Raw genomic sequence first — 13,825 nt, forward strand, 5'->3', positions numbered from 1 at the left:
AACTGAAGCAATACCGGGGGATTGCAACCCGGTACGATAAGCTAGCGGAGAGCTTTTTAGGGGGTATCTACCTGGCAGCAACGCTCATCTGGCTTAATTGATGACACGCCCTAGAACAGTTTCCTCATGCTGGCAATCTCTCCATTCCCATGCCAGCAGTTCTCATTATGAGCTTCAAAGCCAAGATTGCGCGCCCGTTGGGCGCGCAATCTTGGCTTTGAGGCCCGAAAACCGCTTGCCCTCGGCAAGCGGTTTTCGGGCCTAATTCCATACTGAGAATTGCTGTTCCCATGCAACCTTTTACCCAGTGCGATACATTACTTAGGTGCATTGCCCCAAGAGATGGGGCGTGGTAACTAGAACTGCAATGTCTGACTTGCCTGAGACGGAAAATAATCCTTTAGGGGATTTGCCAGAGCGATTAATTAAACATACCGTGCGTTATGCCGATCACCGGGCGGTGAATCGGGAGGCCTTGACGCCCATGATGCGGCACTACGCGGAGCTGAAGGACGAGTATCCACACGCGTTGTTGCTGTACCGCGTGGGTGATTTTTTTGAAACCTTTTTTCAAGATGCGATCGCCGTTGCTCGTGAATTAGAACTGGTGCTCACCAGCAAAGATGCTGGCAAAGAAATTGGTCGGGTGCCTCTAGCCGGCATTCCCCACCATGCGCTGGATCGCTATTGTGCCTTGCTGGTAGAACGGGGATTTGCCGTCGCGATTTGTGACCAAACTGAGGACGCTTCTGAAGTTCAGGGGCGACTGGTACAGCGCGAAGTGACACGGGTGATCACCCCAGGCACAGTGCTGGAAGAGGGGATGTTGAATGCCCGTCGCAACAACTATCTGGCCGCGGTGGTGATTGCAGGAAATCATTGGGGATTGGCGATCGCTGATGTCTCCACGGGAGAATTTCTCACCACCCAGGCCAGTGAGCTGGATCAACTCACTCAGGAACTCATGCGCCTGCAACCCTCTGAGGTGCTGGTGCCCACTGATGCACCGGATTTAGGGCGGTTACTGCGTCCGGGGGAAGGGGGTGCTGGAAGTGGCTTACCTGAGTGTTTCCCGCCGAGCTTTTGCTATACGTTGCGATCGCAGTCTCCCTTCATCCTGAGCGAGGCCAAGCAACGATTGTTGGAGCGGTTTCGAGTGCGATCGCTGGAAGGCATGGGCTGTGAACACTTGCCGTTGGCCGTACGCGCAGCGGGAGGATTGCTGGCGTATTTAGAAGAAACCTCGGAACGTCAGGTGGAACTGCCGGGACAACCCAAATCCAATAACCGCATTCCGCTACAACCCCTTTGCACCTATACCCTGAGCGAGTTTTTGGTGTTGGATCACCAGACTCGCCGCAACCTCGAAATCACACAAACTCAGCGAGATGGCACATTCCACGGCTCCTTACTTTGGGCGCTGGATCGGACAGTAACCGCCATGGGCGGGCGGCGATTGCGACGTTGGCTATTGCAGCCATTGTTGGATCGGAAGGGCATTGGCGATCGCCAGGAAACCGTGAAAGAACTCGTCACCCATGGTCTTTTGCGACAACACCTGCAACAACTGCTGAAACAGATCTACGACCTGGAGCGGCTGACCGGACGAGCCGGGTCAGGCACCGCCAATGCCAGGGATTTATCGGCTTTAGCAGATTCGCTGATTAAGTTGCCAGAGCTAGCGGCAGTGCTGGCAGAAGCGGCTTCCCCCTACTTAATGGCGCTGCAATCGGTACCCATTGAATTGGAGGAGTTGGGTCATCGGCTCCGGGCGCATCTGGTGGAGCATCCCCCGCTCTATCTGACTGAAGGAAATCTCATTCGTTCAGGCATCCATCCCCAACTGGATGAGCTGCGGCAAAAGCTGGATGCGGACCAGCAGTGGATCGCCAACCTGGAGAGCCAGGAACGCCAACGTACAGGTATTTCCAGCCTCAAGGTGGGCTATAACAAGGCGTTTGGCTATTACATCAGCATTTCGCGGGCCAAGTCAGGAGACAAGGTGCCTGAAGGCTACACGCGCAAGCAAACCCTGACCAACGAGGAACGGTACATCACCTCTGAGTTGAAAGATCGGGAAACTGCGATTTTTAACGCCCGCGATGCAATCAACAAGCTGGAATATGAAATCTTCGTCGGCTTACGGGAAGAGGTGAGCCAATACGCCGAGCCAATTCGGGAGGTAGCCGGGGCGATCGCCGCCGTTGACGTCCTCTGTGCCTTTGCCGAAGTCGCCATCTACCAAAACTACTGCTGCCCCACCATCACAGAAGGAAGACAAATTGCCATTGAGAATGGCCGCCATCCCGTCGTTGAGCAATCCTTACCCGCCGGTTTTTTTGTGCCCAACTCCGCAATGTTGGGAGCCACCGCCCAGGGGTCTGAAGAGAAGGTTCCAGATTTGATTATCCTGACCGGACCCAATGCTAGCGGGAAGAGCTGCTACTTACGCCAGGTGGGGTTGATTCAACTCATGGCCCAAGTGGGTAGCTTTGTGCCCGCAACTCGGGCGGAATTAGGAGTGTGCGATCGCATTTTCACCCGCGTTGGAGCTGTGGATGACCTGGCTACGGGACAATCGACCTTTATGGTGGAGATGAATGAAACAGCCAACATCTTGAACCATGCGACGGCGCGATCGCTCGTTCTTCTGGATGAAATTGGTCGGGGTACAGCCACCTTTGATGGATTGTCGATCGCCTGGTCAGTGGCAGAATATTTGGCAAGCGAGTTGCGCGCCCGCACCATTTTTGCGACTCACTATCACGAGCTGAATGAGCTGGCGTCGTTGCTGCCCAACATTTCCAACTATCAGGTTGTCGTGAAAGAGCTACCTGATCAGATTATCTTTTTGCATCAAGTGCGTCCGGGAGGAGCCGATCGCTCTTACGGAATTGAGGCGGCCCGGTTGGCAGGCTTGCCTCCCTCCGTCATTCAGCGGGCGAAGCAAGTCATGGCACAAATCGAGAAGCACTCTCGTATTGCCGTAGGCTTACGCAAATCCGGCTCCACGTCTGAGCTGCCATCCAAGAAGCGAAATCTTGTGTCTGAGGATTTGCCTTCCAGTCAGCTCGATATTTTTAGCCTGTAGGGTCAGATGTTCTCCAGCATGCCTGCCATTTCAGCAAGGCTTCGGTAAAATCAGCCCAAACCAACTGAGCTGAGCGCATAGTTTGGACAGTGCAGTCAAGGGCAACCCTGTGTACGATGTCCAATCCCTTACACCGATGGAACTCATGATGAAAGGTAGACCCTATGGCAATGTTTTTTGATGTGTTAAGTGCGATCAACAACCCTAACCTTCAGGGAAATGTTGCGCAGCTTGAAACAGTAGTCAACACCGTTCAGCAGTTTGCAGCGGATCATCATATTCCACCTTCGACGATGCAAACGATTTTGTCTGCGCTGGGGGGTTTGGTACAGGCAAACATACGGCACGGCGGGCTCGGCAGTGGTCAATTAGGAAATTTGTTGGGTCAAACCCTGGGCGGTGGCGGAGCCGCAGGAGTGCAAGCGCTTTTCCCACCCCCAATACAGCAGCAGTTTGCCCAGGAAGTCGGGCAGCGTACAGGTCTGGATACTGGCGTGATTCAGGCGGGGCTCCCCTTACTGTTACCGGCAGTGCTTAAGCTGTTAAATATGGGAAATCCTAAATCGGAAGCGGGTGGAGCTAATCCCCTGTTAACGATGTTTTTGGATGGCGATCGCGACGGCGATACTGATCTTGGAGAAGTATTCCGACTGGCAACCCACTACATCAACCCCGAAAAGGTTTAGAAATTCGTAAGAAACGTTGTTTTCTCTACTTTGCACGTAAGAATTAACACTTCTAGAACCTTGCCCAACCGCTTTTTTAGGAGAAATCCATGTCAGATGCCACTTTTTCGCGCGACGAAATGACGCAGTTGGCTGCCGCTGTTATGGTCACTGGGATGGCCGTCTCTATGGTGGATGTGGGAATTGTCTCATCGGCCATTGAGGCAACGGCCATGGGTCAGGAGATTGCTGCTGCATCGGAACGTTATCCGAACAATGCCATTATTCAAGCGCTCTTTTCTCAGGAAGCTGTGAAGCAGGCCCGTGAGGAGGGGAGCTTAAATGTTCAGCTCACCCCCGATGAGGTGAAGCCCGAGACCGTCGTGGATACGGCGATCGCGCGCATTCAAGCGGCCTTAGCAGTCCTTAGCAGCAAGGCTAGCCCTGAAGACATTCAGCAGTACAAAGAATTCATCTACTCCTGTGCAGAGCGGGTTGCCAAAGCAGCGGGCAGCGGATTGTTCGGCTCAGGCAGCACAAAGGTCAGCGATAAGGAGGCCATAGCCTTAGAACGCATCAAAGCTGTTTTAGCGCTATAACCCTCGCTTACATCTCAGAAAAGCTTTATTGTGCGAGGACGAAGTCCTTGCACAATAAAGCTTTTGTTTTGGAACACCGCTGGGCAGAAATTTTAGCGGGGTGCTGTCCAGGTTTTAATAACACGACCTGTAATCACTTGCTCCAGCCAGGGCGTGTTGTAAGAGCGGGATTGAAGTACTTGAGGGGTAATTCGCCAGCGATCGCTTGGGTCAAACAAAACCAAATCAGCCGGTGCTCCGGGAGTAACCCCTGTAGGGGTCTGTTGAAGACAGGTCTGGGGAGAGAGACTTAAAGCTTTCCATAGCGTCAGGGCTGACCATTTTTCGCTAGCCACCAGCCCCTGCCAAAGAAGCGGCAGTGCTAACTCCAGCCCAATGACCCCAGGAGGAGCTTCAGCGAAAGCAACCGTTTTCTCTTCATAGGTGTAAGGGGCGTGGTCGATGGCGATCGCATCAATCACCCCTGATTCAACTCCCTGAATTAACGCCATCTGATCTGCTGAAGTGCCCAAAGGCGGCTCTACGCGCAGATTGGGGTTATAACTCTTGAGATCGCTGGTGTTTAGCAACAAATGTAACCAGGTGGTGCTGGCAGTAATGGGTAATCCCTTCTGTTTTGCATCGGCAATCAGCTCGACACTGCGGGCTGTAGAAACCCGCATGACATGCACAGGGGTACCGATGGTTGCCACACACTCCAGCAAGGTAGCCAGAGCCGTTGTTTCTGCCAGGGCCGGAGTACCCGGTAAACCCAGTTGAATGGAATCCATCCCCTCGCGGGCAACCCCACTGCCCTGAAGTTGGCGATCGCACCCCCACAAAGCCACAGGTTTCTGCAGTGGATGGGCGTACTCTAACACCCGACGCAGCAACAATGGATTTTGCAACGGTTGGCCATCAGCGAATCCGATCGCCCCCGCTGCCGCTAAATCCGCCAATTCTGTCATTTGCTGCCCCTGCACCCCCTGGGTTAAGGCTCCCCATAGATGCAGACGTGGGCCTGTAGCTGGCCAGTGGGATGTAGCCCAGGTTATGCCTGTGGGGGAATCAACGGTCGGATCAGTATCCGGGAGCAGGGTTAGTTGAGTGAAGCCACCTGCGATCGCTGCCCGTGCCAAAGTTTCCATGGTTTCGCGAGACTCATTTCCTGGCTCACCAGAATGGCTGTACAAGTCAACCAGTCCTGGTCCTAATACCAGCCCCGTACCATCTCGCACCTCTGTACCTTCCGGTACGTCAGTAATGTGCTCGGTAATATCCCGAACAACGTCAGACTCTAGCCACACATCCGCGCAACTATCCCGTCCATTTAGGGGATCGAGTACGCGAACCTGACGTAACAATTCACCAGCCATAAACCAGAAGACCCTGTGCAGAAGCACCAACTTGGAGGCCAAATAGCCTTATTTCATTGTCCATTGTCGGGCACCCGGAAACTTTTCAAAATAATCGTTTTCATCCAAACTCTCAATCCCCTCAGACCGCTATGTTGCGACAGCGAGTAGCTCAACTCAATTACATACAGCACTTTTAAATTTATGCAGGAGGTCTGGTGAGGTACAAGAGGGGGATGCGGGACTTCGTTCCACATCCCTCTCTCATACCCCACGAAGTAGAAACATGCTGTAGATGGGTGAGGGATGATTTCGTTCCCCCGACGGATACGGAGCAAAGCCGAAATTTGCGATGGTACCGACAGCATCAATGCGTGGGAACACAACGTCATGATTGGTAATCGTTTGAGGACTGCTGCACTACTAGGTTTACTGAGTGGCCTGTTAGTGCTGGCTGGATACTACCTGGTAGGAGATGAGCGAGGCTTGTATGCGGGGTTGGCGATCGCCGCCTTCACCAGCTTTAGCTCCTGGTTTTACTCAGACAAAGCTGCTCTGGCTGCCTTCCAAGCTCAACCTATTTCGCAGGCAGAGGCTCCTGACCTGCATGCAATGGTACATCGGTTGAGCGATCGCGCTGGAATTCCCACTCCTCAGATCTACATCATTCGCAACGAGTCACCCAATGCTTTTGCCACAGGCCGCGACCCCAACCATGCTGCCGTTGCGGTAACGGAGGGAATTTTGAATTTGCTGACACCTGAGGAGCTGGAAGGGGTTTTGGCCCACGAGCTAACCCATGTCCGTAACCACGACACCCTGACCCAGGCCGTCGCCGGAACTCTGGCCGGAAGCCTGACCTTCCTGGGGCGGATTCTCACCTTTGGTGCCTTATACTTCCCCGTTTCAAACAACAATCGTCGGGGTGGTAATCCACTGGCCATTTTATTCCTGGTTATTCTAGCCCCGATTTCAGCCTCCATCATTCAACTGGCGATCTCCCGCACCCGTGAGTTTGCCGCCGATGCCGGAGCCGCTGAGATCACTCACAACCCTATGGCACTGGTATCAGCGCTGGAAAAACTGGAACGAGTTGGCCATCAGATTCCTATGAATGGGAACCCTGCCATGTCCCCGCTGTTGTTTATCAATCCCCTCTCTAAAGAAGGTTTGGAAGTCCTCTTCCGCACTCACCCCTCCACCGAAAATCGGATTGAGCGCCTCAAGCAGCTTGCAGCAAGCTTACAAACACCTGCGATGGCATCGTAAAAAGTTAGCCAATTTCTCAAAGGATGGGCGGTGCTGTATACTGCCCATCCTTTTTTACAGTCATTTTTTACAGTCATTTCGGATGCTGGAGTGTAAGCCCTTTACCATCCGAAATGACATCTTCAATTCTTGCCCCATAGCAAAAGAAGGTTGAATTTTACAGGATACGTCATTGGAAAGACGTTATCCATGAATACCCTTTTTACGATCAGAACAATTGAAGGCAATCCTTCAGGCACTACTTCTGTGGCATCCAAACAACACGCCCAGAATGGAACGTGTGAAGCCGCTATACAGGATTTAACAGTCATGAATACAACGCAGACTCGGCCCCTGGCGGTCGTAACAGGTGCGTCCAATGGAATTGGTTTCGAGCTAGCCAAACAATTTGCACAGAATGGATTCGATTTAGTGGTCACCTCCACAGGGCCTAGCATCGAAAAAGCAGCCGAGGCATGTAAAGCCTTTGGTGGCCAGGTGCAGACTGTGCAGACAGATCTAGCAACCTATGATGGCGTCGAGAAGCTATACAGCGAAATCAAAGCAACAGGCCGACCGGTAGAGGCGATCGCTCTCAATGCTGGGGTTGGAGTTGGTGGCGAATTTGCCCACGAAACTGATTTGAAGGATGAACTCAATCTCATCAACCTCAACGTCGTATCCACTGTTCACCTCGCCAAGCGGGTCGTGAAAGACATGGCGGATCAGGGGCATGGGCGTATTTTATTTACGTCCTCGATCGCCTCCATCATGCCCGGTCCCTTCGAGGCGGTTTATGCCGCGTCTAAATCCTTCGTCCATTCCTTTGCCGAAGCACTCCGCAATGAGTTGAAGGATACTGGGGTAACCGTCACGTCATTGATGCCAGGACCAACGGATACGAACTTCTTCCACCGGGCAGGAATGGATGATACGAAAGCAGGTTCGGAGCATAAAGACGATCCGGCGCAGGTAGCAAAGCAGGGTTTTGAAGCGCTGATGGATGGCAAAGATTCCATCATTGCCGGGTCCTTGATGACCAAGGTGCAGGGCACGGTGAGCAAGGTTCTACCGGATATGGGTAAAGCCGCACAGCACCGCCAACTGACAGAACCCGGTTCAGGTAATAAGTGAGGCAATCGTTATGACAGAGAAATTTAAGAAGGGCGATCGCGTCGAATGGCATTCCTCCGGCGGCACATCACAGGGCGTGGTCAAGAAAGTGATCACAGAACCTACAGACTTCAAAAACCATCACTTTGCAGCCTCTAAGGATAAGCCCGAGTATCTGGTGGAAAGTGAGAAGAGCGGCAAGGAAGCCATCCACAAAGGCGAGCAGTTGAAGAAGATCGCAGAGGATTAACCATGGCACACCACACCGCAACAGACAACGAGACGGCCCTGCGGGAGTTCCGCGAGGCGGTTAATATGTCTGCTAAGGAACTCGATGCCTGGCTCAAGACCGAAGAATCCAAATCCGTCGGCTGGAAGGAACATGAAGGCGACGAATCTACCGGCCATCAATCAGGGCGAGCCATCGTGGAACTTCTACGCCATAAAGGCAACGATTACTCTGACGAGGACTATCATCAGATGCGCCGCGTCGTCAGCTACGTACATCGTCACCTCGCCCAACGTCCGTCAGGCGACATTGAAGACACTCGCTGGCGCTATTCCCTCAAGAACTGGGGACACGAGCCCTTGCAAGACAAGTAGCAACGCTGGCTAACCATCACAAAAAATGTGCGAGGCACTTTATGCCTCGCACATTTCCTAGTGGCAGTACACTAGACCTCCTGCATGAATCGATTTCTGAGAGCGTGAATCGTTGCGCGGTGCAGCCGCGCAACGATTCACGCAGGAGGTCTACTACAATTCCCACAAATCTTAGACTTTCTGCATGAATGGTTGCGCGGCAAGGTCGCCCCCTAGACTGCGCTAACGGTTGGGCTGTAAGCCTCAAAATAAAAACTGGATATCTAACGTTTTGAGGTTAAGGATGTGCAAGTGGCCCCAGGTTTCATTCCAGGTGGCAATTAATAGGCCGTGGGCATCGAAGGGCACGATTGCAGTTGCTGGAAAGGGCAGATCAATACGGCCAACCCGCTGCCCGTACTCATCCAACATCAAAACCTGTCCCTTGGCATCAGCAACAACATAACCCCAGGGAGCTACAGCAATAATTTCAGGAACAATGCCTAGCGCAAATCGGCTGATGCGGTAGGGTTTTAGATCAATCGTCACGAGAGATTGAGGATCACGGCGATCGCTCACCACCAACCGATAGGGAAATGCCGTTTTAACCACCTGCCCCATCTGAATCGGCAGTTCAAATCGCCCCAAATGCTTACCACGCCGCGCCAATACATCCATCCAGGAAGAATGCGTCTCAGCCTTCGAACGTTGGGAAATGGCGACCAGGTGGCGATCGTCGAGAAATACCAGATGTTCAACCTGGGTCTGGGCCTGGGCATAGGGTACTGAAACCAGGCGAGGTGGGACATTCTCCGATTGCAAAGATAGCACTCGGAGTTGCCAGGTCGGCAGATCAGGTTGGGGAGCTGCGATCGCCAACCATTGCTGTTGCGGAGACAACGCCGCGATCGCCCCTGGCTCCAAATGGGTTAGTGGCACAGGGGGAAGGTCTGCCCGGTATGACCAATTAATCTGATAAAACGCCCGCTCGGTTAGCGCATAGCACCCCTCAGAAGTAGGCACCAGTTGCCGAATCGGGTCTGGCAGCTTAACCGTATGAGAAAGGTAAGAAATCGGGTTTTCTGTTAAAGCCGTTTCACGCTGCTCTATGCTGAGAGCCTTGCCTTTGGCAACACATAATTTCAGTAGTGCCGGAAAGGGCTTAAACAGTTTTTGATTCTGCTCAGGCAGGGGAGCGATCGCCTGAAAGGGCTCCCCAATGCGATCGGTACGATTTTCTGACAGGCTGGCTGGGGTTAGCTCTGTGTTCGACTGCAGCAGTGGAATTGTGACAGGTTGCCTTTCGATCGAACTCAAAATGCCATCAGCTGCGGCTGCCTGTTTCAACGCGAGCAGCATGTCCCCCGCCGTCTGGAAGCGTCGAGCCACTAGTTTCTGAAGAGCCATCAGCAAGACCGGATACCAAACTGGGGCAATGGCATCTGGAAATTTTAGTGGCTTGTTCAGATGGGCTGACATCAGCTCGCCGGGAGTACCTGAGAAGGGGCGATCGCCCGACAGCAACTCAAACAGCAACACGCCAACCGAGTACAAGTCTGAAGTCTTGGAATACTGCCCGTAGAACCGTTCTGGAGCCATATAGGCCGGTGAGCCCGTATTGCCGGTGCCTGAGTGAGGGTCCGCAGCTTCGCTTTCCTGGCTCAACCGTGCAATTCCAAAGTCAGAAATTCGCGCTTTCCAACCATGAGGCTCTAAATTCAGCAGAATGTTCTCTGGCTTGATGTCACAATGCACAATCCCCCGTTGGTGCGCTTGCTCCAACCCTGAGAGAATATCCATCGTGAGCTTAATGCTTTGCGGCAGGCTGAGGCGTGTGTCCTCCTCCATCAAGCCCCGCAGTGTGCCCCCTTCGCAGTAATCCATCACCAGGTAGCGTCCGGTGCGAGTGTGCTCCAGGGAGTGGCAGGTAACAATATTGGGATGTTCCAGGCTCAACAAGAACCTCAGTTCCCGCAGAAACTTGTGCGTTGGAAAGCGCTCGTGATCCAGGTCTTTTAAGGCTACAAGCTGCCCGGTACGGCGATGCACCGCACAGTATACACGTCCGAATTGCCCCTGTCCGACCAGCCCTAACAGTCGATAACGTGAACGCCTCAGATCTTTTCCCGGCAATCCCAATGGAGTAGACACGACAGCTTTAGACCGTGAGGACGGTTGAACAGGGGTAGTTTAACGTTATAGCTGGGATCTCTGCTAGATCACCTATGACAGAGATCTCCGAAACCCATGGCTTAGCTGCAGAGCTGTTGAATGATGGCATCGTGCTCTAGATTGGTGACCATCGTTTCGGCAGGCTCCAGACGTTTGGGTAAGCCCACGATAAAACGGTTACAATCTGCTCCCATGGACTCACACGTCGTTTGGACACAATGCAGCTCTCGCCCGGCAAGCTGGCTGAAGAAGGAAGCTAAAATCCCTGCTTCTAAGGGGCACATGGGTTGGTTCTGTTTGGGAGCCAGGCGAGCGTAGGGAGAATTGGTGATTTTAACCACCAGCAAACCACGGTGTTGATGGGATTCATCCAGTTCAATCTTGCCCCAACCGTGGGTAATCCAGCACTGCTGCAATGCTTGAATAAATTCCACCATGGGCATGTCTGATAGAGGCGTGCCGTAATAGTCAGTCAGTTCTTCGCAAAAGCGGCTATAGAGGTTTTTACCCCACCAACGGCCGCAATTGAACAATACCAAACGGGAAGCCTGTCCAGTTTCCCTATCCAAGCCAGAGTAAATAGCCTGAATGAGTGTCTCTGGAAGGGCCAGTAGGCGATCGCCCTGACGGTTTTCCAGCAAGCCCATCTCCAGGTCACTGCGAACATAGGCATCCGTGGCGAAATAGTTGCCCGGAATTCGGTTATTTACCAATAAATCAGCGACGGAAATCATAGGAGTCTCTCAGCTTAGTTCTAATGGTTCTGACGGTTGCCCTCGGCCAATTGCCCGGGAGAGGTGAACCGTCGTGCACTTACCACCCCAGAACCGAGGCGGTGAGGGGTTCTTCCGCAGCACCCAGGAGGGTGTTTTGAGCCAGGGCTAACAGCGGCTTCAGCAGAGCCACTTGAGCCGCACTCAGAGACTGAGCTAGATGCTTGTCAAGCAGAGTGTAGAGTTGGGTTTCAATCTGGGGGGTGTCGTAGGCTTGAATGGATTCTTTGAGCCAGCCTTGAATGCGGCCTTGCACAAAGCTTTCATCCTCCAGCAACATACCCATAGCGCAGTAGCGCAACACCAGCAACGCGTTGCGGATACTCCGCTCTAAGCGAGGCTGAGACTCGCCGGGCATGGCAGCAACCAGATCATCAGCAACCTTTTGCATGATGTCGAGTTCGCGATCGCGTAACACCCGATAGGTATCCAGACGCTCAGGTAGAGACGATACATATTGGCTGAGAACACTCAGTTCTTCAGGCTTCAGATAACGGTTTTCAGCTTCATCAAAAACGGATTCGAGTTGTGGGTGCATAGGTTTTCATTCTAAGAAAGTGAAGGACTTGGATAACTAAGGGGGTTAGAAGAGATCCGAAAAGTCATCCAGGGTGAAATTATTGGCGGGCTCCTCCAGCAACTCTGCCAGGAAGTTGTCGGCAGCAGGTGGAGCGACGGCGGCGTCATCATCCCAATTCACCGCCGCAAAGAACTGACCGACCGTCAAATCACGGCTCAAATCTTCCGCAGTGGGGTTCTCTGCAACCTTCTGTTTAATCTCTTGAATCTCGGGTGGGTTATCGTCCCAATTGACGGAGGAGAAAAACTTCCGGGTTGAGGTTTGGAGCCAGGCATCCATGGAGATATGAGGTTTCGAACCGTTGGTATGGAGAAGAGTAGCACTGCTCATGACAACCTTTCTCCAGAACGCAGCCGTTTTTCAATGTCGCGGGCGGTTGCACCTTCATTCATCCAGAAGGAAGCCGCATCAATCCGGTCTTGGCCCCCCAGCAGGAACTTGCAATAGGTTTCGCCCATGGAGTAGCACTGAATTTCAATACAACTCAGTTGCTTTTTCACTAGCTCAGTGAAGAATCCGGCAAATAAACCGGCGTAGATATAACAAACCGGCTTACCCACATCTCCCAGCGTGCGAGCTACAGCGGAGTCAAAAATGTTGATGAACATGAAGCCTTGTTTGCGATCGCCCATGTCCACTTCCCAACGCCCCCAACCCTGAGAGGTGAAGGGCCACCACCAGGTTTCTAGTAGAAAAAGCAGATTGGTTTGGCGAATATTCCGCTCAAATTCTTTCTCAAACCACTTCTCGAAAAAGAAAGCATCCTTCTGGCCCCACTCACAACCAATGGTGTACATAATGGCGGCAGAGGAGTCACCAACTTCTTCTTCGAGGCCCTCAACAAGGCCAATAATAAAGTCTTCGGTGGTCAGGAGGTTTTGGCTCCCGTTCCAGTCCATAATCGTGCCCTTGTCAGGGTCAAATTGAAAGAAGTCACGGAACCCATAGTGGTTATGTTTTTTAGGGTTACGGAGCTTTAGTATGCTATCGGATGCAGTCACCATAGGAATCCCTTAGCTGTACTGAACTATGTATGCGTTGTGTGCTTTCGCCCCAATGACAGGCTATTTAAATCCATCCCATGGGAGTGCAGGATTCATGCCGAAGGGCAAAGTTCGAAAGTGCTTGGTAGATACTTCAACCATTCGGGAAGGCATTGTAGGCGGTAGCCTATCGCCAACGTGCTATCATCTCTAACTTCCAATTCCAGTGTTCCCTTTAGGGGGTAGATTAAACCCTGGGTGGGGTGGTTTCCTGTAGATTTTTGTGAACTTAAGTCAGAATTACAAAACTCAGAACTGCCAGAAAACATCACGAAATAGAAGTAAGAGTAACGCCATAATCTGTGACGAATCTTCTTCTAGAATTGCCCGTTATTAGCTCAGATATAACGGGTCGTGTTGATTTTTTTACAAATATTGATTGTCTCTTAATAGGACACGGAGATACCAAGGAGTTCAGGGCGAACCGATAGGAATCCGGACGGTGCCTTGAGGGAACCTGGGTTCGGGTTAAAGGCGTTTTCGAGTGCAGCGTGTTACGCGGTACTCGAAAACACCCTTCTTGACGTGCGCCTCACGCCAAGGTTATGCGCGGGCTTGCAACTCAGAATTCACTTGGCGCACTACTCGTCCTAAGCAGCGGGAATCAACCTATGTGTAAAGATTA

Annotated in this window: 14 protein-coding genes; 8 read left to right on the plus strand and 6 right to left on the minus strand. The window is 52.4% G+C overall.

Annotated elements, in window-relative coordinates:
* From H6F91_RS05645 to H6F91_RS05660, 4 genes are all read left to right on the plus strand, one after another.
* On the plus strand, window positions 1–101 hold a 101-nt coding region (locus H6F91_RS05645), incomplete at its 5' end, for a transposase (RefSeq protein ID WP_190771277.1).
* A 266-nt stretch (window positions 102–367) separates the two neighbouring features.
* Complete coding sequence (mutS, locus tag H6F91_RS05650) at window positions 368–3,091, plus strand: DNA mismatch repair protein MutS (protein ID WP_190775576.1); 2,724 nt, start codon at window positions 368–370, stop codon at window positions 3,089–3,091.
* A 164-nt stretch (window positions 3,092–3,255) separates the two neighbouring features.
* Window positions 3,256–3,777 (plus strand): DUF937 domain-containing protein, encoded by a 522-nt coding sequence (locus tag H6F91_RS05655; protein ID WP_190775577.1) that lies wholly within the window; start codon window positions 3,256–3,258, stop codon window positions 3,775–3,777.
* Window positions 3,778–3,866: 89 nt separating this feature from the next.
* A complete protein-coding gene (locus tag H6F91_RS05660; RefSeq protein ID WP_190775578.1) occupies window positions 3,867–4,355 on the plus strand; it encodes a hypothetical protein in 489 nt (162 codons plus the stop codon).
* A gap of 92 nt (window positions 4,356–4,447) precedes the next feature.
* Here the strand turns inward: H6F91_RS05660 and H6F91_RS05665 are convergent, their stop codons facing one another.
* Window positions 4,448–5,710: a dihydroorotase gene (locus H6F91_RS05665; RefSeq protein WP_190775579.1), complete on the minus strand. Its 1,263-nt coding sequence runs from the start codon at window positions 5,708–5,710 to the stop codon at window positions 4,448–4,450.
* Window positions 5,711–6,079: 369 nt separating this feature from the next.
* Here H6F91_RS05665 and H6F91_RS05670 point away from each other — a divergent pair, with 369 nt between their 5' ends.
* From H6F91_RS05670 to H6F91_RS05685, 4 genes are all read left to right on the plus strand, one after another.
* Window positions 6,080–6,958 carry a M48 family metalloprotease gene (locus H6F91_RS05670; RefSeq protein ID WP_190775615.1) on the plus strand — a complete coding sequence of 293 codons (879 nt, stop codon included), beginning with the start codon at window positions 6,080–6,082 and terminating at the stop codon, window positions 6,956–6,958.
* A gap of 309 nt (window positions 6,959–7,267) precedes the next feature.
* Window positions 7,268–8,071: an SDR family NAD(P)-dependent oxidoreductase gene (locus H6F91_RS05675; protein ID WP_190775616.1), complete on the plus strand. Its 804-nt coding sequence runs from the start codon at window positions 7,268–7,270 to the stop codon at window positions 8,069–8,071.
* A gap of 10 nt (window positions 8,072–8,081) precedes the next feature.
* Entirely contained in the window at window positions 8,082–8,300 is a 219-nt protein-coding gene (locus H6F91_RS05680) for a DUF2945 domain-containing protein (protein WP_190775580.1), read from the plus strand.
* A 2-nt stretch (window positions 8,301–8,302) separates the two neighbouring features.
* Window positions 8,303–8,653 carry a DUF3140 domain-containing protein gene (locus H6F91_RS05685; protein ID WP_190775581.1) on the plus strand — a complete coding sequence of 117 codons (351 nt, stop codon included), beginning with the start codon at window positions 8,303–8,305 and terminating at the stop codon, window positions 8,651–8,653.
* A 243-nt stretch (window positions 8,654–8,896) separates the two neighbouring features.
* On the opposite strand, the gene H6F91_RS05690 is transcribed toward H6F91_RS05685, so the two are convergent.
* The 5 genes from H6F91_RS05690 to H6F91_RS05710 all read right to left on the minus strand — a co-directional run bounded on the left by H6F91_RS05690 (window position 8,897) and on the right by H6F91_RS05710 (window position 13,161).
* Window positions 8,897–10,783, minus strand: a complete 1,887-nt coding sequence (locus H6F91_RS05690) for a serine/threonine-protein kinase (protein WP_347280012.1) — start codon at window positions 10,781–10,783, stop codon at window positions 8,897–8,899.
* 101 nt (window positions 10,784–10,884) lie between these two features.
* Window positions 10,885–11,538: a V4R domain-containing protein gene (locus tag H6F91_RS05695; RefSeq protein WP_190775582.1), complete on the minus strand. Its 654-nt coding sequence runs from the start codon at window positions 11,536–11,538 to the stop codon at window positions 10,885–10,887.
* A gap of 79 nt (window positions 11,539–11,617) precedes the next feature.
* Window positions 11,618–12,115: a hypothetical protein gene (locus H6F91_RS05700; protein WP_190775583.1), complete on the minus strand. Its 498-nt coding sequence runs from the start codon at window positions 12,113–12,115 to the stop codon at window positions 11,618–11,620.
* A 45-nt stretch (window positions 12,116–12,160) separates the two neighbouring features.
* Window positions 12,161–12,487: a hypothetical protein gene (locus H6F91_RS05705; protein WP_190775584.1), complete on the minus strand. Its 327-nt coding sequence runs from the start codon at window positions 12,485–12,487 to the stop codon at window positions 12,161–12,163.
* Entirely contained in the window at window positions 12,484–13,161 is a 678-nt protein-coding gene (locus H6F91_RS05710) for a V4R domain-containing protein (RefSeq protein WP_190775585.1), read from the minus strand. The genes H6F91_RS05705 and H6F91_RS05710 overlap by 4 nt, the downstream gene beginning before the upstream one ends.
* Between the last annotated feature and the right edge of the window lie 664 nt (window positions 13,162–13,825).

The sequence above is a fragment of the Leptolyngbya sp. FACHB-8 genome, assembly GCF_014695575.1.
In the GTDB taxonomy this organism is placed as follows: Bacteria; Cyanobacteriota; Cyanobacteriia; order Elainellales; family Elainellaceae; genus Vacuolonema.

Coding starts and splice junctions, on each gene's coding strand:
- mutS (WP_190775576.1), top strand. CDS start 368: ATGTCTGACTTGCCTGAGACGGAAAATAATCCTTTAGGGGATTTGCCA.
- H6F91_RS05655 (WP_190775577.1), top strand. CDS start 3,256: ATGGCAATGTTTTTTGATGTGTTAAGTGCGATCAACAACCCTAACCTT.
- H6F91_RS05660 (WP_190775578.1), top strand. CDS start 3,867: ATGTCAGATGCCACTTTTTCGCGCGACGAAATGACGCAGTTGGCTGCC.
- H6F91_RS05665 (WP_190775579.1), bottom strand. CDS start 5,710: ATGGCTGGTGAATTGTTACGTCAGGTTCGCGTACTCGATCCCCTAAAT.
- H6F91_RS05670 (WP_190775615.1), top strand. CDS start 6,080: ATGATTGGTAATCGTTTGAGGACTGCTGCACTACTAGGTTTACTGAGT.
- H6F91_RS05675 (WP_190775616.1), top strand. CDS start 7,268: ATGAATACAACGCAGACTCGGCCCCTGGCGGTCGTAACAGGTGCGTCC.
- H6F91_RS05680 (WP_190775580.1), top strand. CDS start 8,082: ATGACAGAGAAATTTAAGAAGGGCGATCGCGTCGAATGGCATTCCTCC.
- H6F91_RS05685 (WP_190775581.1), top strand. CDS start 8,303: ATGGCACACCACACCGCAACAGACAACGAGACGGCCCTGCGGGAGTTC.
- H6F91_RS05695 (WP_190775582.1), bottom strand. CDS start 11,538: ATGATTTCCGTCGCTGATTTATTGGTAAATAACCGAATTCCGGGCAAC.
- H6F91_RS05700 (WP_190775583.1), bottom strand. CDS start 12,115: ATGCACCCACAACTCGAATCCGTTTTTGATGAAGCTGAAAACCGTTAT.
- H6F91_RS05705 (WP_190775584.1), bottom strand. CDS start 12,487: ATGAGCAGTGCTACTCTTCTCCATACCAACGGTTCGAAACCTCATATC.
- H6F91_RS05710 (WP_190775585.1), bottom strand. CDS start 13,161: ATGGTGACTGCATCCGATAGCATACTAAAGCTCCGTAACCCTAAAAAA.